This is a genomic window from Mycolicibacterium chitae, assembly GCF_900637205.1.
Lineage (GTDB): Bacteria > Actinomycetota > Actinomycetes > Mycobacteriales > Mycobacteriaceae > Mycobacterium > Mycobacterium chitae.
On record NZ_LR134355.1, the window covers coordinates 3,023,138 to 3,047,166 of the forward strand.

General features: G+C 70.6%; 26 protein-coding genes. 8 read left to right on the forward strand and 18 right to left on the reverse strand.

Annotated features, from left to right (window positions below):
• Window position 1: 1 nt before the first annotated feature.
• The 9 genes from EL338_RS14300 to EL338_RS14340 form a co-directional block, all read right to left on the reverse strand.
• Entirely contained in the window at window positions 2–595 is a 594-nt protein-coding gene (locus tag EL338_RS14300; protein ID WP_126334357.1) for a TetR/AcrR family transcriptional regulator, read from the reverse strand.
• The gene (locus tag EL338_RS14305; RefSeq protein ID WP_126334358.1) at window positions 592–2,820 is read right to left on the reverse strand and encodes an acyl-CoA dehydrogenase family protein; all 2,229 of its coding nucleotides are present in this window, start codon (window positions 2,818–2,820) and stop codon (window positions 592–594) included. The genes EL338_RS14300 and EL338_RS14305 overlap by 4 nt, the downstream gene beginning before the upstream one ends.
• 13 nt (window positions 2,821–2,833) lie before the next feature.
• A complete protein-coding gene (locus EL338_RS14310) occupies window positions 2,834–3,250 on the reverse strand; it encodes a Zn-ribbon domain-containing OB-fold protein (protein ID WP_372943467.1) in 417 nt (138 codons plus the stop codon).
• Window positions 3,251–3,255: 5 nt separating this feature from the next.
• Window positions 3,256–4,461, reverse strand: coding sequence for a thiolase family protein (locus EL338_RS14315; RefSeq protein ID WP_126334359.1), 1,206 nt, complete (start codon window positions 4,459–4,461; stop codon window positions 3,256–3,258).
• Window positions 4,462–4,538: 77 nt separating this feature from the next.
• On the reverse strand, window positions 4,539–5,951 hold the full coding sequence (hflX, locus tag EL338_RS14320; RefSeq protein WP_126334360.1) for a GTPase HflX: 1,413 nt from the start codon (window positions 5,949–5,951) through the stop codon (window positions 4,539–4,541).
• A 49-nt stretch (window positions 5,952–6,000) separates the two neighbouring features.
• Window positions 6,001–6,870 (reverse strand): diaminopimelate epimerase, encoded by an 870-nt coding sequence (dapF, locus tag EL338_RS14325; RefSeq protein WP_126334361.1) that lies wholly within the window; start codon window positions 6,868–6,870, stop codon window positions 6,001–6,003.
• A gap of 4 nt (window positions 6,871–6,874) precedes the next feature.
• On the reverse strand, window positions 6,875–7,783 hold the full coding sequence (gene miaA, locus EL338_RS14330; RefSeq protein WP_126334362.1) for a tRNA (adenosine(37)-N6)-dimethylallyltransferase MiaA: 909 nt from the start codon (window positions 7,781–7,783) through the stop codon (window positions 6,875–6,877).
• The gene (locus EL338_RS14335) at window positions 7,780–8,460 is read right to left on the reverse strand and encodes a class III extradiol ring-cleavage dioxygenase family protein (RefSeq protein ID WP_126334363.1); all 681 of its coding nucleotides are present in this window, start codon (window positions 8,458–8,460) and stop codon (window positions 7,780–7,782) included. The genes miaA and EL338_RS14335 overlap by 4 nt, the downstream gene beginning before the upstream one ends.
• Window positions 8,461–8,470: 10 nt before the next feature.
• The gene (locus EL338_RS14340) at window positions 8,471–9,343 is read right to left on the reverse strand and encodes a DMT family transporter (RefSeq protein WP_126334364.1); all 873 of its coding nucleotides are present in this window, start codon (window positions 9,341–9,343) and stop codon (window positions 8,471–8,473) included.
• A gap of 101 nt (window positions 9,344–9,444) precedes the next feature.
• Here EL338_RS14340 and EL338_RS14345 point away from each other — a divergent pair, with 101 nt between their 5' ends.
• Window positions 9,445–10,800 (forward strand): DUF349 domain-containing protein, encoded by a 1,356-nt coding sequence (locus tag EL338_RS14345; RefSeq protein WP_126334365.1) that lies wholly within the window; start codon window positions 9,445–9,447, stop codon window positions 10,798–10,800.
• Window positions 10,801–10,815: 15 nt separating this feature from the next.
• Here the strand turns inward: EL338_RS14345 and EL338_RS14350 are convergent, their stop codons facing one another.
• Both EL338_RS14350 and miaB read right to left on the reverse strand, forming a co-directional pair.
• Window positions 10,816–11,403: an Rv2732c family membrane protein gene (locus EL338_RS14350; RefSeq protein ID WP_126334366.1), complete on the reverse strand. Its 588-nt coding sequence runs from the start codon at window positions 11,401–11,403 to the stop codon at window positions 10,816–10,818.
• Window positions 11,400–12,926 (reverse strand): tRNA (N6-isopentenyl adenosine(37)-C2)-methylthiotransferase MiaB, encoded by a 1,527-nt coding sequence (gene miaB, locus EL338_RS14355; protein WP_126334367.1) that lies wholly within the window; start codon window positions 12,924–12,926, stop codon window positions 11,400–11,402. The genes EL338_RS14350 and miaB overlap by 4 nt, the downstream gene beginning before the upstream one ends.
• 124 nt (window positions 12,927–13,050) lie before the next feature.
• Between miaB and EL338_RS14360 the strand changes: the two genes are divergently transcribed.
• The 4 genes from EL338_RS14360 (at window position 13,051) to EL338_RS14375 (ending at window position 16,186) form a co-directional block, all read left to right on the forward strand.
• Entirely contained in the window at window positions 13,051–13,779 is a 729-nt protein-coding gene (locus EL338_RS14360) for an amino acid ABC transporter ATP-binding protein (protein ID WP_163792363.1), read from the forward strand.
• 17 nt (window positions 13,780–13,796) lie between these two features.
• Window positions 13,797–14,609, forward strand: coding sequence for a glutamate ABC transporter substrate-binding protein (locus EL338_RS14365; protein WP_126334369.1), 813 nt, complete (start codon window positions 13,797–13,799; stop codon window positions 14,607–14,609).
• 24 nt (window positions 14,610–14,633) lie between these two features.
• Complete coding sequence (locus EL338_RS14370; protein WP_126334370.1) at window positions 14,634–15,314, forward strand: amino acid ABC transporter permease; 681 nt, start codon at window positions 14,634–14,636, stop codon at window positions 15,312–15,314.
• Between the two features lie 65 nt (window positions 15,315–15,379).
• The gene (locus EL338_RS14375; RefSeq protein WP_126336865.1) at window positions 15,380–16,186 is read left to right on the forward strand and encodes an amino acid ABC transporter permease; all 807 of its coding nucleotides are present in this window, start codon (window positions 15,380–15,382) and stop codon (window positions 16,184–16,186) included.
• On the opposite strand, the gene EL338_RS14380 is transcribed toward EL338_RS14375, so the two are convergent.
• Window positions 16,187–16,804: a TIGR03086 family metal-binding protein gene (locus EL338_RS14380; RefSeq protein WP_126334371.1), complete on the reverse strand. Its 618-nt coding sequence runs from the start codon at window positions 16,802–16,804 to the stop codon at window positions 16,187–16,189. It lies immediately after the preceding gene.
• Window positions 16,805–16,855: 51 nt separating this feature from the next.
• On the opposite strand from EL338_RS14380, the gene EL338_RS14385 reads away from it, so the two are divergent.
• Window positions 16,856–17,290 carry a MarR family winged helix-turn-helix transcriptional regulator gene (locus EL338_RS14385; RefSeq protein ID WP_126334372.1) on the forward strand — a complete coding sequence of 145 codons (435 nt, stop codon included), beginning with the start codon at window positions 16,856–16,858 and terminating at the stop codon, window positions 17,288–17,290.
• Here the strand turns inward: EL338_RS14385 and recX are convergent.
• From recX to EL338_RS14410, 5 genes are all read right to left on the reverse strand, one after another.
• The gene (gene recX, locus EL338_RS14390; protein WP_126334373.1) at window positions 17,287–17,841 is read right to left on the reverse strand and encodes a recombination regulator RecX; all 555 of its coding nucleotides are present in this window, start codon (window positions 17,839–17,841) and stop codon (window positions 17,287–17,289) included. The genes EL338_RS14385 and recX overlap by 4 nt on opposite strands.
• A complete protein-coding gene (gene recA, locus EL338_RS14395; RefSeq protein ID WP_126334374.1) occupies window positions 17,813–19,957 on the reverse strand; it encodes an intein-containing recombinase RecA in 2,145 nt (714 codons plus the stop codon). Before recA ends, recX begins: the two co-directional genes overlap by 29 nt.
• Window positions 19,958–20,103: 146 nt before the next feature.
• Window positions 20,104–20,787 (reverse strand): alpha/beta fold hydrolase, encoded by a 684-nt coding sequence (locus EL338_RS14400; RefSeq protein WP_163792171.1) that lies wholly within the window; start codon window positions 20,785–20,787, stop codon window positions 20,104–20,106.
• A 13-nt stretch (window positions 20,788–20,800) separates the two neighbouring features.
• Entirely contained in the window at window positions 20,801–20,995 is a 195-nt protein-coding gene (locus tag EL338_RS14405) for a DUF3046 domain-containing protein (protein WP_126334376.1), read from the reverse strand.
• 10 nt (window positions 20,996–21,005) lie between these two features.
• On the reverse strand, window positions 21,006–22,169 hold the full coding sequence (locus EL338_RS14410) for a glycosyltransferase (RefSeq protein ID WP_126334377.1): 1,164 nt from the start codon (window positions 22,167–22,169) through the stop codon (window positions 21,006–21,008).
• 34 nt (window positions 22,170–22,203) lie between these two features.
• Here EL338_RS14410 and EL338_RS14415 point away from each other — a divergent pair, with 34 nt between their 5' ends.
• Both EL338_RS14415 and EL338_RS14420 read left to right on the forward strand, forming a co-directional pair.
• Window positions 22,204–22,656, forward strand: coding sequence for a limonene-1,2-epoxide hydrolase family protein (locus EL338_RS14415; protein WP_126334378.1), 453 nt, complete (start codon window positions 22,204–22,206; stop codon window positions 22,654–22,656).
• A gap of 66 nt (window positions 22,657–22,722) precedes the next feature.
• Complete coding sequence (locus EL338_RS14420) at window positions 22,723–23,139, forward strand: DUF5313 domain-containing protein (protein WP_126334379.1); 417 nt, start codon at window positions 22,723–22,725, stop codon at window positions 23,137–23,139.
• Window positions 23,140–23,180: 41 nt separating this feature from the next.
• Here the strand turns inward: EL338_RS14420 and pspM are convergent, their stop codons facing one another.
• Window positions 23,181–24,008 carry a phage shock envelope stress response protein PspM gene (pspM, locus tag EL338_RS14425; RefSeq protein ID WP_126334380.1) on the reverse strand — a complete coding sequence of 276 codons (828 nt, stop codon included), beginning with the start codon at window positions 24,006–24,008 and terminating at the stop codon, window positions 23,181–23,183.
• Between the last annotated feature and the right edge of the window lie 21 nt (window positions 24,009–24,029).

Sequence of the window (24,029 nt, forward strand, 5' to 3'; positions counted from 1 at the left end):
ATCAGCGTTGTTCGGCGGCGGCCAACCGCGGCGCGATGAGGTCGACGAAGGCGTTGCTGATCCGGGCCGCGTCGGCCATCGGATCGCCGCGCAGGATCGCCGCCGAGAGCACCGTGTTGACGACGGCCCAGAGCATGACGGCCGCGTCGGCGGCGGCCTGTTCGCCCAGTGCGGCGAAGTCGCGCGCCAGGGTGTCGACGGCGGCGTCGGAGAACTCCGCCATGAGCGCGGTGGCGTTGGGGTCGGTCGAGTTCTGCAGCAGCATGCAGACCCGGAAGAAGCCCGGCCACCGCTCGAAGCTGGCCAGGATGGTCGCCACCTTGGCCCGCACCCGCGCCTCCGCCGGTCGCGGGTCGGCCCCCTCGGCGACGAACACCGGCCGGGCCCACTCCTGCAGCACCGCGGCGTAGACGTGCTCCTTGGAACTGAAGTAGCGATACAGCGTGCCCAGCGCCACCTGGGCGTCCTCGGCGATGTCGCGCATCTGGATCTGGTCGTAGTCGTGGACCTTGAGCGCCGCCATCGCCGCCGCGACGATCTGCGAGCGCCGCGCTTGCTTGTAGGCGGGCAGGTCGGTGCCCGAGGCCGCCGTCATTTCCGCGGGAGCCCCAGGATCACGGTCGCGATGATGTTGAGCTGGACCTCCATGGTCCCCCCGCCGATCAATTCGGCCGGCAGCTGCAGCGCATGGGCCAGCGCGGTGCCGTCGCGCTGCTCCACCATCGAGCCGCGTCCCGCGAATTCCATTGCCGCCGTGCCGATCCGGCGCAGGATGACGCCGGTCGCGACCTTGGCGATGCTGGTGGCCGGCCCCGGCGAGTGGCCGGCCAGCCGGTTGAGGATGTCCCGCAGGCCCAGGGCCGCCACCGCGTTGGTGGCCGCCCGGACCTCGCCGAGCGCGCGCGTCAACCCGTCGCGGTCGACGCCGGGACGGTCGAACAGCGCCCGCAGCACGGCCTCCCGGTCGTCCTTGAGGTAGCCGCTGATGGCCGCACGCTCGTTGGCCATCGTCGCCACCGCCAGCGACCAGCCGTCGGTCGGGCCACCCACCAGCATGTCGTCGGGGACGAACACGTCGTCCAAGAACACCTCGTTGAAGTGCGCCTCACCGGTCGCGGTCCGCAGGGGGCGCACGGTGATGCCCGGTGTCGTCATGTCGACCAGGAAGTACCCGATCCCGCGATGCTTGGCGGCGGACGGATCGGTGCGGGCCAGCAGCGCACCGAAGTCGGCCCGGTCCGCCGAGGAGGTCCACACCTTCTGCCCGTCGATCCGCCAACCCCCGTCGACGCGGGTGGCGCGGGTGCTCAGCGACGCCAGATCGGACCCGGCGCCGGGCTCACTGAACAGCTGGCACCAGGCCACCGTGCCGCGCAGGATGGGCTGCGCAAAGCGCTCCTTCTGCGCCTCGGTACCGGCGGCGAGGATGGTCGGCAGGATCCATTCGGCGATGCCGAGGGAGGACCGGACGACCTCCGGGTGCTTCTCGAACTCCTCGGCGATGATCAGCTGCTGGGCAGCGGTGGCCGCCATACCCCACGGCGCCGGCAGGTGCGGGGCCAGCAGCCCCGCGTCGGCCAGCACATCACGCTGCGCGCCGCTGTAGAGGTTGAGGTAGTCCGGGCTCTGCCGGCCCGGGGTGTCGTTACGCAATTGCGCCGCCCGGCCCAGGATTTCGACGACGTGCGCGCGGAATTCGGTCTCGGCCTCCGGCAGCGTCACCGAGAAGTCGCGGGCCACCGCGTCGGGTTCGCCGAGCGCGCGCGCCCAACTGCCCGCCGATCCGCCGGCCGCCGCGATGCTGATGGCGCGGCGCCAGTACAGGTGCAGATCGTGTTCCCAGGTGTAGCCGATGGCGCCGAACATCGTCAGCGCGTCGAGCACCAGGTCGGGCAGCCCGGCATTGGCGACGATCGCCGCGCCGGCCGCGGCCACCTCGCGCTGCTGCGCCGAGGGCGCCGTGGCGGCCCGGGCGGCGTCCCACGCGGCGGCGGCGGCGAGTTCGGACTGGACGTAGAGGTGGGCGGCCTTGTGCTGCAACGCCTGGAAGGCGCCGATCGGCTTGCCGAACTGTTCGCGAACCTTGAGATGGGCGATGACGTTGTCGGCGCACCAGCGGGCGATGCCGGCGGCCTCGGCGGCCAACGCCGCCACCGCGGTGCAGCGCGCCCGCGCCACGTCGAGACCCGGGATCACCGCCGCACCCGCGACGAGATGATCGGCGGCCCGCAGGGTGCCCACGTCCCGGGTGAGGTCCGTCGGTGCCGCGGCGGTGACCCCGACGCCCGCGTCGGCCGGGTTCACCACCACCCAGATCGTGTCCCCCGCGTCGGTGCGCGCGCTGACCAGGATGCGCTGCGCGGCACAGACTCCGAGTTCGGGGCCGACCTCGCCGCGCAGCGACCAACCGCCGTCGACGGGGGTGGCGCGCAGTTGCCCGGCCTCGGGGAGGACGACGGCGGCCGGGGCGCCGGCGGCGATGTCGGCCAGCAGGGCCTCGGCGGCCGGCCCGGGATCGGCGGTGGCGGCGATCGCCCCGGCGATGACGGTCGGCACCAGCGGGCCGGCCAGCAGCGCGTAGCCGGCGGCGTCGAGCACGCAGGCCGCGTCGAGCAGATCGCCGCCCTGGCCACCGCAGGACTCCGGCAGGTGGACGGCGTGAAAGCCCTGGGCCACCAACGCATCCCAGAACTCGGGTGCGCGGCCGGCGGCCAGGTCCTCGAAACCGGCCCGGACCTTGTCCAGCGGCGCGTGGCGCTGCGCGAAGCCGGCCACCGCGGCGGTCAGTTCGCTCTGTTCCTCGCTCATCGCCAGTGCCACGACGCGCATCCTCTCATCGGCGGGCCGTGTACTTCAGCAGCGTGGGCCCGCCGTCGGGGCCGTCCACGAACACCGGCGTCACCGGCATCCCGACGGCCAGCTCGTCGGGTTCGACGTCCACCAATTCGGTGGCGAACCGCGGCCCCTCGTCCCAGGCGACGACCGCCAGCAGCTGCGGTACCGCATCGGCGAACTGCGGCGCGACGGGCCGTTGCGCGACGGCGAAGCTGACCAGCGTGCCGGCCCCGGAGATCTGGCGCCACTCCAGGTCGTCGGCCAGGGTGCCCGGTGCCAGCACGCGCGGATAGAACACGTAGCGGTCCAGCGACGGCGAGTACTGGATCCACACCTCGTGGCGGCCCAACCCGTCCCAATACGGCTGTGACACCGGGGTGGGCAGCGGCACGGGCCTGGTCATGGCTGCGGTCATGGCGGCTAATCCCCTTCCAGGACAAGGGCTTCTTGCTCGCTGAGCACGCCCCCGTTGCCGGACACGAAGGCCCGGTTGCAGTCGGCGAGCTGGGTCTGGCCCGCCCGGCCCATCAGCTGGCGGGTGGCGTCGCACACGTGGTGCATGCCGCCGCCGTTGCCCGGCTGACCGTAGCCGAGTTGGCCGCCCGCGGTGTTCATCGGGAAATCGCCGCGGAAGGTCAGATCCCGCCCGGACACGAACTGCATGCCCTTGCCCTTCTCGCAGAACCCGGCGTCCTCGAGGGTGAGCAGGGCGGTGATGGTGTAGCAGTCGTAGATCGACACCATGTCCATGTCGGCCGGCGTCACCCCGGCCATGGCGAAGGCCCGCGGCGCGATGTGCTGCATCGGGGTGTTGAGCGGGTCCTCGGCGTAGGCGGGCGATTTGTAGGGCACCCGCTCCCCGAAGCCCTTGATCCACACCGGACGGTGCTTGCCCTTGCGCGCCAGGCGTTCACTGGTCACCAGCACCGCCGAACCGCCCATGCACGGCATGACGATCTCGAGCATGTGCAGCGGCGCGGCGATGATCGGGCTGGCCAGCACGTCCTCGACGGACACCGGTTTGTCGGCGAACACCGCGCCGGGGGTGTGGTTGGCGTTGACCCGTTGGTCGACGACGATCTTGGCCATCGCGCGCTCGTCGTAGCCGTAGGCGGCGGCGTACATCTGCGCCACCTGCGCGTAGGGCCCGTTCTGCCCCAGATAGCCGTAGGGGATCTCGAATTCGGCCTGCGGGGAGCCGTACCGGAAGCTCGACGCGCCGAAGTGCAGCGCGTCGCCCATGTTCGGCAGCCGGTCGGGGTGCATCGGGGTCAGGTAGTTCGCCGGGATCGCGCACAGCACCGCTTCGCAGATGCCCAGTTCGACCGCCGCCGCCGCGCGCCACACCATGCCGGCCGCGCTGGCCCCGCCCAGGTCGACGTACTCGGCGAAGTTCACCTTCAGGCCCAGGTACTCGACCACGGTGGACGGGACGAAAATCTCGGACTCGAAGACCCCGGTGGTGACCAGCCCGTCGACGTCGGTGACGCTCAGCCCGGCGTCGGCCACCGCCGCGGCCGCCAGCCGCGCCCACTGCTCGAGCAGGAACTCCGGCTTTCCGGTCGGTTTCCGCTCCGCCGGCAGTTCGTGGAAGCCGACTATCGCGGCTTCACCCCTCAGCCCCATCTGCGCCGTCCCTTCGTCATCCGGGCAGCGTACTAGAATGAGAACCTGATTTCGGTTTTACCCCCCGGGCGGGGACGTCAGGCCGTCGCGAACTCGCTGAGGCCGGCGGCCAGCGCCGCGGGGACCTGCGCCTTGATCCGTGTCCCGGCCGCGGTGTGCTCGGTGGCGTCGATGCGGCCGATCTCGTGCACCCGCGCCACCAGGTCGCCGCGGTCGTACGGAATGGTCACGTCGACGGAGATGTCGGTGGGTTCGACCAACTCCCCCATCCGCTGCCGCAACCGCTCCAGTCCCTCACCGGTGTGCGCCGAGACGAACACCGCGCCGGGTAGCGCGCGGCGCAGCTTGGCCAGCGCCAGCTCGTCGGCCGCGTCGATCTTGTTGACCACCAACAACTCCGGGGCCGGCCGGCCGTCGTGGTCGGCGATGACCTCTCCCACCACCTCACGCACCGCCGAGATCTGCGCCATCGGGTTGGCGTCCGAACCGTCGACGACGTGGACCAGCAGGTCGGCGTCGAGCACCTCTTCGAGCGTGGACTGGAAGGCCTCCACCAACTGGGTGGGCAGATGCCGGACGAAGCCCACCGTGTCGGTGAGCACGAACGGGCGACCGTCGTCGAAAGTGCCACGGCGCGTGGTGGGTTCCAGCGTCGCGAACAAGGCGTCCTCGACCAGCACCCCGGCCCCGGTCAGCGCGTTGAGCAGACTGGACTTGCCCGCGTTGGTGTAACCCACGATGGCCACCGCGGCCACATCGCTGCGCCGACGACCACCGCGCTGGGTGTCGCGGATCTTCTTCATCTCCTTGATCTCGCGACGCAGCTTGGACATTCGCTCGCGAATCCGCCGCCGGTCGGTCTCGATCTTGGTTTCACCGGGACCGCGAGTACCCACGCCGCCGCCGGCGCCACCCGCGCGGCCGCCGGCCTGCCGCGACATCGACTCGCCCCAGCCGCGCAGCCGCGGCAGCATGTACTCCATCTGCGCCAGCGAGACCTGCGCCTTGCCTTCCCGGCTGGTGGCGTGCTGGGCGAAGATGTCGAGGATCAGCGCGGTGCGGTCGATGACCTTGACCTTGACGGCCTTCTCCAACGCGGTGAGCTGCGCCGGGGACAGTTCGCCGTCGCAGATGACGGTGTCGGCGCCGGTCGCCAACACCACCTCGCGCAGTTCCTGGGCCTTGCCGGAACCGATGTAGGTCGACGGATCCGGCTTGTCGCGACGCTGGATCAGCCCCTCGAGCACCTCGGAGCCGGCGGTCTTGGCCAGCGCGGCGAGTTCAGCCAGGCTCGCCTCGGCGTCGGCGGCGCTGCCTTCGGTCCAAACCCCCACCAGGACAACGCGTTCCAGGCGCAGCTGGCGATACTCGACCTCGGAGATGTCCTCGAGTTCGGTCGACAGCCCGGCGACCCGGCGCAGCGCCGTACGGTCGTCGAGGGCCAGTTCACCGGCGGTGGGCTGGACGGGAAAACGCGATTCGTCAGTCATGGGCAGTGCCCGATGATGGCATGTCCGAGGTGGTACCCGCCAACGAATATCAAGTCTGCGCGCTCCACCAGTCGGCGGCCAACTCGCCGTGTGCCAGCAGTACCGACGGGCCGCGCAGGTAGCTGGTCGCCTCGGTGATGGTGACCCGCACCGCACCGCCGGGGATCCGCACCGTCAACGTCCCGGTATCGGCGTCGAGATGACGCAGCGCGGCCACCGCGGCGGCCACCGTGCCCGTGCCGCAGGACCGGGTCTCCCCCACGCCGCGTTCGTGCACGCGCATGCTCACCGCGTCGTCGACGGGCGCGGTGAGCACCTCGACGTTGACGCCGGCGGGAAACTGCGCGGCGTCGAAGCGCACCGGCGCCGCGACGTCCAGCGCGGCGAGTTCCGCACCGGTCAGCGTCGGGTCCACACAGGCCAGATGCGGGTTCCCGACGTCGACGGCCAACCCGCTGAACCGTCGGCCCCCGACGGTGGCCGCGCCGGCCCCGAACGCATTGGCCTTACCCATGTCCACCGTGACCTCGGCGTCGACCGCGCCGACCGCATTCATCACCACACCGCGCGCACCCGCCCGGGTCCCGACGACGAACTCGGTGCGGGACTCCAGGCCGGCCGCGCACAGGTAGTGGGCGAACACCCGGACCCCGTTGCCGCACATCTCGGCGATCGACCCGTCGGCGTTGCGGTAGTCCATGAACCAGTCGTCGGCGCCGACCCCGTCCGGCAGCGCCTCGAGCATCCCCGCGGCGGTCGCGGCGCCGGCGGTGGTCACCCGCAGCACACCGTCGGCGCCCAACCCGCGGCGGCGATCGCACAGCGCGGCGACCGCCGACGCGGACAGCGCCACCTCGGCGGTCAGATCCGGCAGCAGCACGAAGTCGTTCTGCGTGCCGTGGCCCTTGGCGAACTTCACCTGTTCAGGATACGTGCCGCCACACGCTCAGGGCCTGACCGAGCAGATCGTCGGCCGACCCGTCGAGCCAACGGACCCGAGGGTCGCGACGGAACCACGACCGCTGGCGCCGGACGTAGCGGCGGGTACCGATGAACGTGGGCTCGCGGGCGCCGTCCCCGTCGCCACCGGCGTCGAGGTCGGCGAGCACCTGGGCGTAGCCCAGCGCCCGGGCGGCGGTGACGCCGTCGCGCAGCCCCACCTCGCACAGGCCGCGCACCTCCTCGACCAGGCCGCCGTCGAACATCGCGGCGGTGCGCAGCCGCAGCCGTTCGTCGAGAAGTTCGGTGTCCCAGTCCAATCCGATGATCGCGGTGTCCCAGCGCGGTGCCGCGCCGATGGTGGGGGCCGAGGCGGCGAAGGGTTGGCCGGTGAGCTCGATGACCTCGAGCGCGCGCACGATCCGGCGCCCGTCGGTGGGACGGATGGCCGCCGCGGCCGCGGGGTCGCGGTGGGACAGTTCGGCGTGCAGCGCGGCCGTGCCGATCTCGGCCAGCCGCTGCTCCCAGCGTCCGCGCACCGCCGGGTCGGTCGCCGGGAACGCCCAGTCATCCAGCAGCGATTGGAGGTAGAGCATGGAGCCACCGACGATCACCGGCGGGCCGCCGCGCGCGGCGATCGCCTCCACGTCGGCCGCCGCGGCGGCCTGATACCGCGCGACGGTGGCGGTCTCGACGACGTCGAGCACGTCGAGTTGATGGTGCGGGATCCCGCGGCGGTCATCGACCGGCAGCTTCGCGGTGCCGATGTCCATCCCGCGGTACAGCTGCATGGCGTCGGCGTTGACGACCTCCCCGCCCAGGCGTTCGGCCAGGTCCAGCGCCAGGTCGGACTTGCCGGTGCCGGTGGGTCCGATCACCGCGATGGGTCTCACGGCCGCCAGACACCCGCGAAGTAGCCGACCCCGTAGGGCGCACCGCGGTAGTACTCCTCGGCGCGCGCGGGTGTCTCGACCAGGCCCGCGAGCGCCGCGAACGCGGCCCGGCCGACGATCCCGACCGGTAGGCCGCCCAGGGCCGCGCCGTCCCCGGCGGCCAACGCGTCGTCGAGGCGCCGCTGGAGCACCTCGGAGTCCGGGTCGTGGCCGCCGGGAGCCCCGGGGGTCAGCGTGTTGGCGCCGTCGGCGACGACGAGCACCCCGACCGCACCGTCCTGGGCGTCGATCTCGGCGCGCAGCCGCGACCCGGCGGCCACCGCCGCGGCGTTGTCCTCGTCGGCGGCGAGGCAGCGCACCTCGGCGACCGCCGCCGGGGCCGCCAGCCCGCGGACCCAGCCGGCGATCAGGGCGCACAGCGGCAGTTCGGCGGATTCCGCGGCGCTCGGCGACAGCCGGACCGGCACGTCGGCGCCGTAGCCGGCGAAGGTGCCCGCCGCCTGCGGGCCCACGGTCGCGGCCCGTGGTGCGGTCCCCACCGCGATCCAGCGGTCGGGCAGCGCCGCCGCGGCGGCCAGGATGGCCTCGCGGGCGGCGGTGAGTTCGTCGGCGGCGGTGCCGGCCAGTTGCGGCACCAGCACCGGCGCCGAGGGGATGATCGCGACGGCCGTCAACACGGCATCAACGCTATCGGGCCCCGGCGCCGCTGGTGGTCCTCGCCTCCCCGCGGGCCAGCGCGACGGTCGCGACCACCACGGTCGCCACCGCCGCGGCCAGGACCAGCCAGCCCGATTCGCCCGGGTGCAGCGTCTCGCCGAGCAGCGCAATGCCCAGCACCGAGGCCACCAGCGGTTCGGCGATGGTCATCGCCGGCAGCGACGCGGTGATGGCCCCGGCCCGGAACGACGACTGTTGCCAGACCGTGCCGGCGACGGCCACGACCACCCAGGCGTAGAGCTCCGGGGCCCGCAGCAGCGCCGGGATCCCGGCGCCGAGCAAACCCACCACGGTCTTGGTCAGCACCGCGAACACCCCCCACAGCGCGCCGGAGACCAACGCCAGCAGGACCGCGCGCACCGACCCGCCGAACCGCCGTGCGCCCCACAGTCCGAGCCCCAGCAGCGGCACCAGTACTGCGGCGACCACAGCCCAGCCGTGCGCCGACGCGCGGGTCTGGCCGGCCGTCGGGTTGCCGACCGTGACGATGACGACGACCGACGCCGCCAGCAGCACCGCCCAGGTCCATTCGGAACCGGTCACGCGCCGACGCGCCGCGCGGGCGCTCAGCGGCAGCGCGAACAGCAGCGAGGTGACCAGGACCGCCTGCACCAGCAGCACCGAACCCAGGCCCAGCGCGGCGGCCTGCAGGGCGAACCCGACGGCCGCCACGGCGCTGCCGAGCCACCAGACCCGGTCGCGCAGCAACCGCAGGAACAGCCCCGATCGACCGATCTCGGCGTCCGTGACCTGGTGCGCCGAACGTTGATGAACCACGTCGCCGAGGGCGATGAACACGGCCGCGGCGAGCGCCAACAGCGCGGCGATGTCGGCTTTGGCCATGTCCGGCGAGACTACCTGCTTCAATACCCTTGGAAGACAAGGCGCCGCGTCGCGCGGCAGTGCGCGGAGGGATCCGCGTGGAGAGTAGGTACGGGCAGGTCATGACCACACAAGATCCGACGCACGGCGAAACGTCCCCGACCCCGGCCCCACGGCCGACCCCGGCCCCACGGCCGATGCCGGGCCCGACCCCGAGGCCCGGGCCGCGGCCGGGACCCCACCCGGCGGCGGCCGTCCCGGTGGTGCCGTCGAGTGACCCGCATCAGTTCGGCCGCGTCGACGACGACGGCACGGTGTGGCTGATCAGCTCGGCCGGTGAGCGGGTCATCGGGTCGTGGCAGGCCGGCGACGCCGAGGCCGCGTTCGCGCACTTCGGTCGGCGCTTCGAGGACCTGGCCACCGAGGTCACGCTGATGGAGACCCGGCTGGAGTCCGGTACCGGCGACGCCCGCAAGATCAAGGCCGCCGCGGCGACGCTGGCCGAAACCTTGCCCACGGCCAGCGTGCTGGGCGATATCGACGCGCTGGCGGCGCGGCTGGCCAAGATCGCCGAACACGCCGAGTCCGCGGCCGCCGAGGAGAAGGCCAAGCGCGAGGAGCACCGCGCCGCGCAGACCGCCCGCAAGGAGGCCCTGGCCGCCGAAGCCGAGGAACTGGCCGCCAACGGCACCCAGTGGAAGGCCGCCGGCGACCGGTTGCGCGCGATCCTCGACGAGTGGAAGACCATCACGGGTCTGGACCGAAAGACCGACGACGCGCTGTGGAAGCGCTATTCGACGGCGCGGGAGACGTTCAACCGGCGCCGCGGATCGCACTTCGCCGAGTTGGACCGGGAACGCGCCGGGGCCCGGCAGGCCAAGGAGAAACTCTGCGAGCGCGCCGAGGCGCTGTCGGGATCCACCGACTGGGGCCCCACCAGCGGGGCGTTCCGCGACCTGTTGACCGAGTGGAAGGCCGCGGGGCGCGCGTCCAAGGAGGTCGACGACGCGTTGTGGCGCCGGTTCAAGGCCGCCCAGGACACGTTCTTCTCGGCCCGCAACGCGGTGACCGCCGAACGCGACGCCGAGTTCAAGGCCAACGCCGCGGCCAAGGAGGCCCTGCTGGTCGAGGCCGAGAAGATCGACACGTCCAACGCCGACGCCGCCCGCGCGGCGTTCCGCGCCCTCGGCGACAAGTGGGACGCCGTCGGCAAGGTCCCCCGCGAGCGCACCGATCTGGAGCGGCGACTGCGCGCGGTGGAGAAGAAGGTCCGCGATGCCGCGGAGGCGGGCTGGACCGATCCGCAGGCCCAGGCGCGCGCCGAGCAGTTCCGCGACCGGGTCGCCCAGTACGAGAAGCAGGCCGCCAAGGCCGAGGCCGCGGGCCGCACCAAGGAGGCCGAGGAGGCGCGGGCCAACGCCGAGCAGTGGCGGCAGTGGGCCGCCGCGGCCGAGGGCGCGCTGACCAAGAAGCGCTGAACCCGCAGTACCCAGCTAGGGGTTGGCGGGGGGCTCTTCGGGCGGCAGGTTGTCCAGGAGTCCCTTGGACTGCCGCTCGGCCGCCTCCCGGCGGCGGGCGTCCTCGGCGGCCAACTGCACGGCGGTGCGCGTCCACACCACGCGCGCCCAGTGGAACGCCAGCAGGATCACGGCCACCCAGGCGATCACCAGACCGATGCCCGGGCCAGGGTCCCCCGCCGCCGCGGTCTGCCGGGTCCACACGGCCAGCATGCCGACGGCCGCGGCCAGCCAGGACCCGGCCAGCGCCACCCAGGCCAACGCCCAGCGCCGGGTCAGCAGCCCGAGCATCGAGAAGCCCACACCGAACACCAGCGCCAACCAGGCGAACAACCGGTGCGGCATGGCCACCCCGACATCCTGGGCGGCGGCGTTGCCCAGCAGCACGTCCACGCCGCGGGCGTCGCCGGTGTGCGGCAGGATGAACGAGGCCAGCAGCACGAACACCAGGATGGCGACCACCAAAGCCCTTGCGCCCGGGTTGATCTCGCGGGCCACCCGCCGCTCGGCCGCCTCGATGTCGGCGCGGTAGCCCTCGAATCCGTCCGGTCCCTGCGTGCTCATCGGCTGCACCCCGAAGTCGCGGGCGCCGCCGCCGGCGCGCCGAGGCCCGGCAATCCGAGGCCGACGGTGCGGGGGCGCAGGCCGGCCTCGTGCGCATCGCCGGCGCGGGTGCGTCGGTGCCCGAGCAGCACGCCGTCGGCGATCAGGTGATGCGGGGCGGCCCCGGTGATGACCGTCGTCACCACGTCGCCGGGACGGACCGCGGCGGCGCCGGGCGCGAAGTGCACCAGCCGGCCGTCGCGCGCGCGTCCGCTCATCCGGGCGGTCGCGGTGTCCTTGCGGCCCTCCCCCGCGGCGACGAGGATCTCGACGGTGGTGCCGAGTTGCGCCGTGTTCTGCTGCAGGGAAATCTCCTCCTGAACTGCGATGAGTCGTTCATAACGTTCCTGCACAACGGCTTTGGGCAGCTGATCGGGCAGATCGGCGGCCGGCGTGCCGGGGCGCTTGGAGTACTGGAAGGTGAACGCGCTGGCGAACTGCGCGCGCCGCACCACGTCCAGGGTGGCCTGGAAGTCCTCCTCGGTCTCGCCGGGGAAGCCGACGATGATGTCGGTGGTGATGGCCGCGTGCGGCATCGCGGCGCGCACCCGGTCGATGATCCCGAGGAACCGCTCGGCGCGATAGGACCGCCGCATGGCCTTGAGCACTCGGTCGGAACCGGATTGCAGCGGCATGTGCAGCGTCGGGCACACGTTGGGGGTGCCGGCCATGGCCTCGATGACGTCGTCGGTGAACTCCGCCGGGTGCGGCGAGGTGAAGCGGACCCGTTCCAGGCCGTCGACGCGGCCGCACGCGCGCAGCAGCGCGGCGAAGGCGCCGCGGTCGCGCGGGGTCTCGGGGTCGGCGAACGACACGCCGTAGGCGTTGACGTTCTGGCCCAGCAGGGTGACCTCCAGCACGCCCTGGCCGACCAGCGATTCGACCTCGGCCAGGATGTCGCCGGGCCGGCGGTCCACCTCCTTGCCGCGCAGCGCGGGCACGATGCAGAAGGTGCAGGTGTTGTTGCAGCCCACCGAGATCGAAACCCAGCCCGCATAAGCGGATTCGCGCGCGGCCGGCAGCGCCGACGGGAACTCCTCGAGCGCCTCGGCGATCTCCACCTGCGCCTCGCGGTTGTGCCGGGCCCGTTCGAGCAGCGCGGGCAGCGACCCGATGTTGTGGGTGCCGAACACCACGTCGACCCAGGGCGCGCGGCCCAGCACCGCGTCGCGGTCCTTCTGCGCCAGGCAGCCCCCGACCGCGATCTGCATGTTCGGGTCCCGCTGCTTGCGCGGCGCGAGGTGGCTGAGGTTTCCGTACAGTTTGTTGTCGGCGTTCTCGCGGACGGCACACGTGTTGAACACCACGATGTCGGCGTTGGTGCCCTCGGCGGCGCGCCGGTACCCGGCGGCCTCGAGCAGGCCCGCCAGCCGTTCCGAGTCGTGGACGTTCATCTGGCAGCCATAGGTCCGAACCTGATAGGTGCGGGTCGACTCCGCCGACGCCGCAGGCGTCTGCGTCGTGGATGCACAGGCCGAAGTCACCCGTCCATGGTACGGAGGGGGCTCGGCCAGACCCAATTCGCCCGCTGGCCCACCTGCACGCGAATCGGGCGATTACTGGGTAAGGTCATGCCCCATGGCCGCCGCCGCTGACCACGACGTGCCGATGATCTCCATGCGTGCGGTCAACAAACACTTCGGTGACCTCCACGTCCTCAAGGACATCGACCTCGAGGTGCGGCGCGGTGAGGTGATCGTCGTGCTGGGGCCCTCGGGCTCCGGGAAGTCCACCCTGTGCCGCACGATCAATCGGCTCGAACCCATCGATTCGGGCACCATCACCATCGACGGTCAGGAGCTGCCCGCCGAGGGACGCCAACTCGCCGAACTGCGCAGCGACGTCGGGATGGTCTTCCAGTCGTTCAACCTGTTCGCCCACAAGACGATCCTGGACAACGTCGCGCTGGCGCCGACGAAGGTCCGCAAGACCCCGAAGGAGCGGGCCCGCACCGAGGCGATGGCGCTGCTGGAGCGGGTGGGGGTGGCCAATCAGGCCGACAAGTATCCCGCCCAGCTGTCCGGCGGGCAGCAGCAACGGGTGGCGATCGCGCGCTCGTTGGCGATGAATCCCAAGGTGATGCTGTTCGACGAGCCCACCAGTGCGCTGGACCCCGAGATGATCAACGAGGTCCTGGCGGTCATGAGCGCGCTGGCCGACGGCGGGATGACCATGCTGGTCATCACCCACGAGATGGGTTTCGCGCGGCGCGCCGCCGACCGCGTGGTGTTCATGTCCGACGGCGCCATCGTCGAGGACGCCCCACCCGAGGAGTTCTTCTCCCGGCCCAAGACCGACCGCGCCAAGGATTTCCTTGGAAAGATCCTCAACCACTGATGGCGAAAGGAAACCCCATGCCCACCTTCCGATTCCGTCGTGCGGCCGCCGCCGCGATCGCCGCGGTGCTCCCGCTGTCGTTGGCCGCGTGCGGTGGCGGCGGTGACGAGAACAAGATCGTCATCGGCACGAAGTTCGACCAGCCGGGTCTGGCCATCAAGAACCCCGACGGCACCATGAGCGGTTTCGACGTCGACGTGGCCCGCTACGTCGCCGACAAGCTGGGCTACACCCCCGAGCAGATCGAGTGGAAGGAAGCCCCCTCCGGCCAACGCGAGACGCTGATCCAGAACGGTCAGGTCGACTACATCGTCGCGACCTACTCGATCACCGACGCGCGCAAGGAGAAGGTCGACTTCGCCGGGCCGTACCTGATCACCGGCCAGAGCCTGCTGGTGCGCGCCGACAACACCGACATCACCGGCAAGGATTCGCTGGAGAACAACAAGAAGCTGTGCTCGGTGACCGGGTCCACCCCGGCGCAGAAGATCAAGGACGAGTTCCCGGGTGTCCAGTTGCAGCAGTACGACACCTACTCCGCGTGCGTCGAGGCGCTGAAGAACAACGCGGTCGACGCCCTGACCACCGACGAGGTGATCCTGGCCGGTTACGCCGCGCAGACCCCGGGGGCGTTCAAGATCGTCGGCGAGCCGTTCTCCGAGGAGCGCTACGGCGTCGGGCTGGAGCTGGGCGACGACGAGTTGCGCGGCAAGATCAACGACGCGCTCGAGCAGATGCAGGCCGACGGCGCCTGGCAGACGGCGTTCGAGGAGAACCTCGGCCCGGCCGGCATCGCCACCCCGACGCCGCCCGCGGTCGATCGGTACTGAGATCGCGCACGGGCCGGGTAATCAGTGGAGGTCTTGACCGAGTACCACGAACAGATCCTGGCGGCGTTCGTGGTGACCCTCGAGCTGACGCTGTACTCGGCGCTGGGCGCGTTGGTGATCGGCACGGTGCTGGCGGCCATGCGGCTGGCACCGGTGCCGGTGCTCAACTGGATCGGCACCAGCTACGTCAACGTGGTGCGGAACACGCCGCTGACGCTGATCCTGCTGTTCTGTTCGTTCGGGGTCTCGCAGACCTTGGGATTCACGCTGGTCGACGCCGATTCGCCGACGTCGGTCGCCGACAGCAACTTTCGGCTCGCGGTGCTGGGGCTGACGCTCTACACGGCGTCCTTCGTCTGTGAGACCGTCCGCTCCGGGGTGAACACGGTGCCGCTCGGGCAGGTCGAGGCTGCCCGGTCGCTGGGCCTCACCTTCGGTCAGAACCTGCGCCTGATCCTGCTGCCGCAGGCCTTCCGCGCGGTCATCATCCCGCTGGGCTCGGTGCTGATCGCGCTGACCAAGAACACCACGATCGCCTCGGCCATCGGGGTCGCCGAGGCGGCCCTGCTGATGAAGGAGATGATCGAGAACACCGCGGCCCTGATCGCGGTCGGCACCATCTTCGCGATCGGCTTCGTGGTGCTGACGTTGCCGATGGGGCTGCTGTTCGGGTGGCTCGGCAAGCGGATGGCGGTGGCACGGTGAGTGCTTCCGGCGCCGCGACCGTCCTCTTCGACGCCCCGGGTCCGCGGGCGCGGGTGCGCAACCACATGATCACCGCCGTCACGGTGGTGGTGTTGGTGCTCGTGGCCTGGGTGGTCTACTCCGGGCTGGCGGACAAGGGCCAGTTGACCGCCGAGAAGTGGCAGCCGTTCCTGACGGCCAACCTGTGGCAGACCTATGTGCTCCCGGGCATCCAGGGCACGCTGACCGCCGCGGCGATCTCGATCGTGCTGGCGCTGATCCTGGGCCTGGTGCTCGGCGTGGGCCGGCTGGCACCGAATGCCGTTGTGCGGTGGGTCAGTTCGGTGCTGGTGGAGTTCTTCCGCGCCGTGCCCGTGCTGATCATGATGATCTTCGCCTACTTCCTGTACGCGCAGTACGGACTGTTCGCCTCCAAGCATGTGGCGTTGGCCGGGGTCATCACCGGCCTCACGCTGTACAACGGCGCGGTGATCGCCGAGATCGTGCGCGCCGGCGTGCAGGCGTTGCCGCGCGGACAGGCCGAGGCGGCGGCCTCGCTGGGCATGCGGTGGGGTCAGACGATGCGCGCGATCCTGCTGCCGCAGGCGATCACGTCGATGCTGCCGGTGCTGATCTCGCAACTGGTGGTGGTGCTCAAGGACACCGCGATCGGCTACCAGATCACCTTCGTGGAGATGGTCCGCCAGGGCACGGTGGTGGGCTCCGCGTACGGCAACTACATTCCCGCGCTCATCGTGATCGCGGTGCTGATGATCGCGGTGAACTTCGGGCTCTCGGCGCTGGCGGTGCGCGTCGAACGCCGACTGCGACGGTCGCGGCGGGCTCCGGAACCGATGGAGGCCGAGCAACCGGCCGAACAGCCCGGCGACTGATCATCGCCCTGGCCACGCCGGGGACCTGCCGAGATGACTCAGCAGGCGATCCAGATCGCTCGCGGGCTCGGAGACGGCGACCGCCCGACCGAACGGTGAGCCGTCCGCATCCCGAAAGTCGCCGTCCGGCACCGCGAGGGCGATGGGCAGGGTGGCCCGCACGACGTCGTCGGCGATCACGTAGGGCCGATCCAGCGACCGCGCGACGTCCCAGCCGTGCACGACGTAGTCCACCAGATGAAACCCGATCGCCTGCGCGCCGGGGACCTGCGCGCCGGGCCCGAACTCCGGGATCGTGAAAGTCGCCGCGAGCGCTTCCTCGGCGGCGAAGGCGCGCATCACCTCGGCGGCCGTCGCGGCATAGGCGCCTGCGGGATCCCGCATCACCGCGTCGGTCACGGCGGCGGGATCCCACGCCTCGGGGTCGGCTCCGCGACCCTGCGCGGCCGCGGCGAATCCGCGATGCTGCGCCGTCATGTGGATCAGCAACTCCCCCAGGCTCCATGCCCCGCAGGGGGAAGCCCGGCCCAAATCCTCGACGGTGACCGCCGCGACGAGGTCGGCGGAGGTCTGCACGGCGGTGCGATGAAAGGTACGAAGGTCGACATCAATATGCATACGCCTATCGTATGCATCTGCTTACCATATGGCAATGCCTAATATCGCGGTATGACATCGCCGCCGCGACCCGACCTCGCCGCCATGCTGGCCCCCCTCCTGCGCGACCTGGCGGCCGCCGAGGTGCCGATTCTGGCTGAGCACGGTTTGACGATGTGGGGTTATAGCGTGTTGGTCGCACTCGACCGAGGGCCGATGCGCAGCCAGGCAGCCCTGGCGGAATCGATCAACGCGGACAAGACGCGGATCATCCCGACCCTCGACGAACTGCAGGCGCGGGGTTACATCGAACGGCATCCCGACCCGGCCGACCGCCGGGTCCGCCTACTGGCCCTCACCGATTCCGGTCGCAGAGTGAAGGATTCGGCACAATCAGCCATTCAGCGCGGCGAAGAGCGTTGGCTGTCACGGCTACCGGCCGGTGATCGCGCCGCCTTTCTGCGGGCCCTTCGCCGATTCGCCGAGGACGGCGAGCAGAACACCTAGACCTTGCGACGTTCCCGCTCCGCGGCGAGTTCCACGCTGACGACGTCGAAGGCCATGCCCTGGTTGTAGCCGCGCCGGGCCAGCATGCCGACCAGGCGCCGGGTCACCTTGACGTCATCGTCGTCGGACAGCCGTTCGCGACGGAGCTTGGCGCGCACCAACTCCTCGGCGCGTTGCCGCTCGGCGCCGGCATCGATGCCGGCCAGCGCGTCGTCGATGACCTCGTCGTCGACGCCCTTGGTGCGCAACTCGGCGGCCAACGCGCGGCGCCCCTTACCGGCGTTGATCCGCCGCGATCGCACCCACTGCTCGGCGAAGTCGGCGTCGTCGAGCAGCCCCACCTCGACCAGCCGGTTCAGCACCGTCGCGGCGATGTCGTCGGGGTAGCCGCGCTTGCTCAGCTGCTCGGCCAGCTCGGCGCGGGTGCGGGCCCGCACGGTGAGCAGGCGCAGGCACAGCGCCCGCGCCTGCTCGGCGCGCTTGGCCGGGTCGACCTCGGTGGCCGGCCCGGCCTCGGCGGAATCAGAAGTCGACCGGGGCCGGGAGGACACCGTCGTCGCTCGCGTCGTCGGTCAGCACGGCACCGATGCCGAGCTTTTCCTTGATCTTCTTCTCGATCTCGGCGGCCGCGTCCTTGTTGTTCAGCAGGAAGTTCCGCGCGTTCTCCTTGCCCTGGCCGAGTTGCTCACCCTCGTAGGTGAACCACGACCCGGACTTGCGGATGAAGCCGTGTTCCACGCCCATGTCGATCAGCGAGCCCTCCTTGGAGATGCCCTTGCCGTAGAGGATGTCGAACTCGGCCTGCTTGAAGGGCGGCGAAACCTTGTTCTTGACGATCTTGGCGCGGGTCCGGTTACCGACCGCGTCGGTGCCGTCCTTGAGCGTCTCGATCCGTCGGACGTCGATGCGCACGGAGGCGTAGAACTTCAAAGCCTTTCCACCCGTTGTCGTTTCGGGACTGTTGTGCACCATCACGCCATCGACGAAGTAGTTGTGGTTGCCCTCCACCTCGATGTCGAAGCGATTCATCGACCGGGTGTGCGGCTTGACGTGGATGTCGAGGATCCGCGCCGGGACCAGTCGCTCGGTGGGCTCAACGAACTGTGGGGCGACCGTGCCTTGGCCGCGGAATCGCGGCAGCAGCTTGTACTCCATCGACGGTGCCATGTAGGGCGCCACGATTTCCTGGAACTTCGCCGACGCCGCGGTGGTGAACACCAGCATCGCCTTGCCCGCCGCACCCGCGTGGCGCAGCCGGACGTCCAGGCCGTGCGTGTCGCGCAGATAGTCACGCAGACGATCGCGAGAGCCCACACTCATGGCCTCGACACAGATCTCGATGCGGCCGCTGCCGCCTTCGGTTCGCTGCTGTAGACCCTTTGAGCGGACGGTGAAACCGCCGTCGTCCATATACCAGATGGCCAGCGCCAACGGGGTGAGCGCTTTCAGATACTCCTCGGACAGGAACTTCTTGCCGTCCCCCAGATACACGGCGCGCTGCAACTCGGCCAACTCCGGCAAGGGTGTGAAATCAACGAACCGGGCACCCTTGGCGTTCTCATGCGCCGAGTGCGCGATGTTGGCCAGCAGATCCGTCTTCCACTGCAAGTAATCGCCCTGCTTGGCGCCGTGGCCCATCCGGAAACGAACACCGTTGCGGTCACGTCGATTTGGCGAGAGATTCCCATCCCCCATCAGCGAGCCGAGCACCACCTGGAACTGCTGATCGCTGAGTCGATGCGGCTCGGAAGCCATGACCCGGTCCCCGGCGATGAGGTCGCCGGCCTCCGACCAACCTGCCGGGGTGCGGATCAGGTGGTTGGGCGTAGCGGCGAACTGCGAACGTCCGTTACCGCCCGACTTCTCTACGGTGAACTGCAAGAACTGCTCGGCCGGGCCGTTGTTGAACCAGTTCACGACCTTTCGCGGCACGACCTGGTCGGCGACGGGGTCGTAGGACAGCACCTCGACGTCCATCTTGTTGTTGACGATCTTGCCGATCTTCTCGGTGGTGCCGTCGGCCAACTGAACCCGCGTGCTGTAGTTGAAGCACCCGAACATCACGCCGATCTTCTCGCGCAACTGGTTGATGAAGATCGCCGTGGTGCCCGAGTTGCTCAGGGCACCGGTGAGCTTCCGGAGCGCCTGGCTCATCAGCCGGGCCTGCAGGCCGACGTGGCTGTCGCCCATCTCGCCCTCGATCTCGGCGCGCGGCACCAGGGCGGCCACCGAGTCGATCACCAGGATGTCCAGCGCGCCCGAGCGGATCAGCATGTCGGCGATCTCGAGGGCCTGCTCACCGGTGTCGGGCTGGGAGACCAACAGCGCGTCGGTGTCCACGCCGAGCGCCTTGGCGTACTCGGGATCCAGCGCGTGTTCGGCGTCGATGAACGCCGCGATCCCGCCGGCGGCCTGGGCGTTGGCCACCGCGTGCAGCGCGACGGTGGTCTTACCCGAGGATTCCGGGCCGTAGATCTCGATGACGCGGCCACGGGGTAGGCCGCCGATACCCAGCGCGACATCCAGCGCGATGGACCCGGTGGGGATCACGGCGATCGGCTGCCGCGCCTCCTCGCCGAGCCGCATCACCGAGCCTTTGCCGTGACTCTTCTCAATTTGCGCGAGAGCGAGCTCGAGGGCCTTCTCGCGATCGGGGGCCTGCGCCATGATGGTGCCTCTCCGGTAGTCGTGGTTGACCGGGTCTCGGTCGGTTGGCTGTGACGTTAGAACAGCCCACCGACAAAACTCGTCGGCCGAACGCTGACCACAGTAACGAACAGGTGTTCGAACGCAAGTAGGCGCGCCGCGTGTTTTCAGCCGAGGCCGTGCAGCACGTCGGCCAACTCGGCCGGCCGCGACAGGAACGGCGAATGCCCGCCCGGCAATTCGCGGACCTCCGCGTGCAGCCGCTGCGGGGCCACCCGTCGTGACCAGTCCGGACGCAGTATCCGGTCGTCGCTGCCGACGATCGCGGTGGACGGCACGGCCGGCAGCGGATCCACCGTCCAGACCGCGGTGGGCGGACCGTAGGCCTGGGGCCGCAACCGGGCCACGGCCGCGTCCGCCGCCTCCGGCTCGCAGTCCTGGTAGAGCAGGGTGCGCGCCAGGTCGTGGTCGCTCCAGAAGGTGCAACCGTCGGCGCGGCTCAGGCCCTTCAGATAGGCCGGATCGGTCATGCCGCCGGCGCGTTCCTGGTCGGATTGGCTGCGTCCCGGCTCCGGGATCATCGCGCACAGGTACACCGCGTGGCGCACCGGCGCGCGCCAGGCGACCAGCGGCAGCACGTTGCCGCTCAGCGAATGGCCCACCACGATCGGGTCTTCGACATCGATGGCCGCCACCACCGCGTCGGCATAGTCCTCGAAGGTGGCCGCGGGATCGTCGCAGGGCAGGTCCATCGCGACGGCGCGATGACCGCGCTCCTGCAGCTCGGGGATCAGCCGTTCCCAGCACCACGCGCCGTGCCAGGCGCCGTGGACCAGGACGAAAGTGCTCACTCCGGCGATACTTTCACCATTGGTCTCGGGGGACCTCGAAATCCGCGCACAACGCCCGCCACACCGCGCGCGGTTCCACCCCGTCCTCGATGGCCTGGGCCGCCGTGCGGCCACCCACGGTGCTCAGCACGTGATCGACCAGCAACGAGGCGCCGCGAACCGGGCCGAACTGCCCCTCGACGAGTTCGTGGAATTCGGTCAACCGCACGTCGACGAATCTACCGAATCGCGTCCTGGCACACCCGTACCGGATCGGCGACCTGCGCGATCGACGCCCCTGCGGCGCGCGCGGCCTCGGCATGGTGCGGTGCGGCCAGCACCTCTTCGACGGCGTCGACCAGCGCCTCGGCACCCAGCGGCCGGATCAACCGGCCACTGCCCTGGCGCACAACACGATTCGCCATCTCCCACTGGTCGCCCCCGCCCGGCACGATCACCATCGGCACCCCGGCCAGCAGGGTCTTGGCGACAATGCCGTGGCCACCGCCGCAGATCATCAGGTCGGCCCCGGCCAGCAGTTCGTCCTGTCGGCCCAGGCCGACCACGGCCCACGGCGGCACCTCGAGGTCGGCGCCGCCGAGCCGGGAGACCGCGACCCGGGCGCCGGCCGGCAGGGTCTTCCCGGGGATCAGGGTCTGCAGCGCCAGTTCCGCCATCCCGAGGGCCCCGGTGGTCGCCGTCGACGGCGCCACCACGATCAGCGGTCCGTCCCCCGGCGGCGGGGTCAGCACCTCCGCGGTGGGCTCGAAGTGCAGCGGACCCACCACCACCGCCTCGGCGGGCCAGTCCGGGCGCGGCACCTCCAGCGCGGGCAGCGTGGCGATCAGCCGGCGCACGGGCCCCGGGTCGTCGGCGGGCAGACCGATGCTCTGTCGGGCCGCGGCGCGCTGCGCCAACCCCGCCCGCCAGGAGCGCTCGGTGAGCTTGCGCATGACGGCATCGCGCAGCCGGCCGCGCAACCCGGTGCCCGGCGCCAGCCCGCTGCCCAGCGGCGGGAGCCCCTTGGACGGCAGGTAGAGCGGGTGCGGGTTGAGTTCGACCCACGGGATACCGAGCAGTTCGGCGGCCATCCCGCCGCACGCGGTGATGACATCGGACACCACCAGGTCGGGGGCGAGCGCGGCGATCGGCTCGGCGCCCAGCACCGCCATCCGCGCGGCCCGGCGGTGGATCTTCTCCCCCGCGTCGGCGTCGTCGTCCTCGTCGGTGGGGTCCAGACCGAGCAGCTCGGCGGCCGCGATCCCGGCCGCCCGCGCGGTCTCGAGCCACTCGACGCCGGTGTACAGGGTCGGTTCGGCTCCGGCGGCCCGCAGCTTGCGGCACAGCGCGATCGCCGGGAAGGCATGTCCGGGATCGGGGCCGGCGACCACGGCGATACGCATCGCCACAGCCTGCCACACGCTTTAGGCTGTCCCCATGACGGAGCAGACCAACGGTCTCGTAGGCCACACCACCGCCGAATCCGACATCGCCATCGTGGACAAATTCTTCTCCGCGCTGCGCGACAAGGACCTCGACACCGCCGAGTCGCTGCTGGACAACGACGTGGTCTATCAGAACGTCGGCCTGCCGACGATCCACGGCAGCCGGCGCGCCATGAGGCTGTTCACCGGGATGCAGCGCCCCAGCCTGGGCTTCGACCTGAAGATCCACCGGACGGCCGCCGACGGCGGCACCGTGCTCAACGAGCGCACCGACGTCATCACCGTCGGCCCGGTCCGCATGCAGTTCTGGGTGTGCGGGGTCTTCGAGGTCCGCGACGGGCGGATCACGCTGTGGCGCGACTACTTCGACTTCTACGACATGACCAAGGGTTTGCTGCGCGGCCTGCTGGGCGCGATCGTCCCAGGGTTGCGCCCGACGCTGTGACCGCCGTCATTGCCGCAGGTTGCTAGCATTTTCACAGCTAACCAATCGCCGACCGTGAGCAGTGATATGACCACTAACGCCGCCGCTACCAAGCCGAACCTCTGGCAATACGTCAAGTACTGCTACGGCGGTCGGCTACCTGCTTCGATGCGCGCTTGGGTGCGCAACGACCTGGCCGGACCGGGTGCGACGCGTCGCATGATGGTCCGGATGTTCATCCCGGCGGTGCTGATCCTGCTGCCGTTCTGGTTCATCCCCACGTCGCTGTATGTGCACCTGGGCATGACGGTGCCGATCCTGATCCCGTTCGTGTACTTCTCGCACGCACTGAACAAGGTGTGGCGGCGGCACATGCTGCGGGTGCACGGAATGAACCCCGCCCTGGTCGACGAGCTCTCCCGGCAGAAGAAGGCCCACGTCCACCAGGCCTACGCCGAGAAGTACGGCCCGCGCAGCGGACCGCCGTCGAGCCACGACGTCTAAGAATCACGACGTCTGAGAATCACACGTCTGAGCCGGACCGCTCAGGCTCGGCGCAGCTGACCGAGTTCGTCGAACGCCTGCGCCCAGCCGAGCAGCCGGTCGGTGGCGTCGGTCAACTCGCTGCGATACCGGTGCTGCGAGGCCAGCAGTTGCGGTGACGGCGCCCCGGCGCCGTTGCCGTTGGCCGCGGACACCAATTGCGCTGCGGCGGTGACCATCTCGTTGTACTGCCGGACACCCACCCCCAGTTGGGCGGTGTAGGCGTTGATGGTGGGCACCAGGTAGGTCCGCGATTTCGGTGTCGTGGTGGCCGCCTGCTCCATGGAGACGACCTCGGCCGCGGTGGCCGCCATCGCGGTCGCGGTCTGATTGGCCGCGGCGGTCAGTTCCTGGATCTCCCCGTCGGGCAACAGGTTGCCGCGCTCCATCACACCCAGCAGCGAGAACAGGCCGCGCTCGGAGGCGCCCAGGGCGTACATCGCCGGGCGGGCCGCCGAACCGTGCGGTGGGAGCCGCCGGGTGCTGGCCGGGCGCTGCGCGGGCAGCGGCGTGGAGCGCAGCCACCGGTAGCGCAGGAACGCCAGCGTGGCGGGGAACGCGGCCCCGGCGGCGAGCAGGCCGGGAATCAGCAGCGCCCAGGCCGGCGTGCTCCAGCTGGCCAACAACACCGTCACCAGGATGCAGAAGACCGTCGCGAAGCTGAACAGCAGGCCGATCCGCAACGCCCACTTCCGCTTCCGCAGCAGCCGGGCCCGCGGGTCGGCGGCCAACTTCAGTTTGTGGGCGAGCACGTCGGCGGCCTCGCTGGCACCGTCGAGCCCACGTTGCAGTACTGCGCGCCACTGCTTGGCTATGGGCTTGACCGCCATATCGACCTTCTCGTGTTCCTG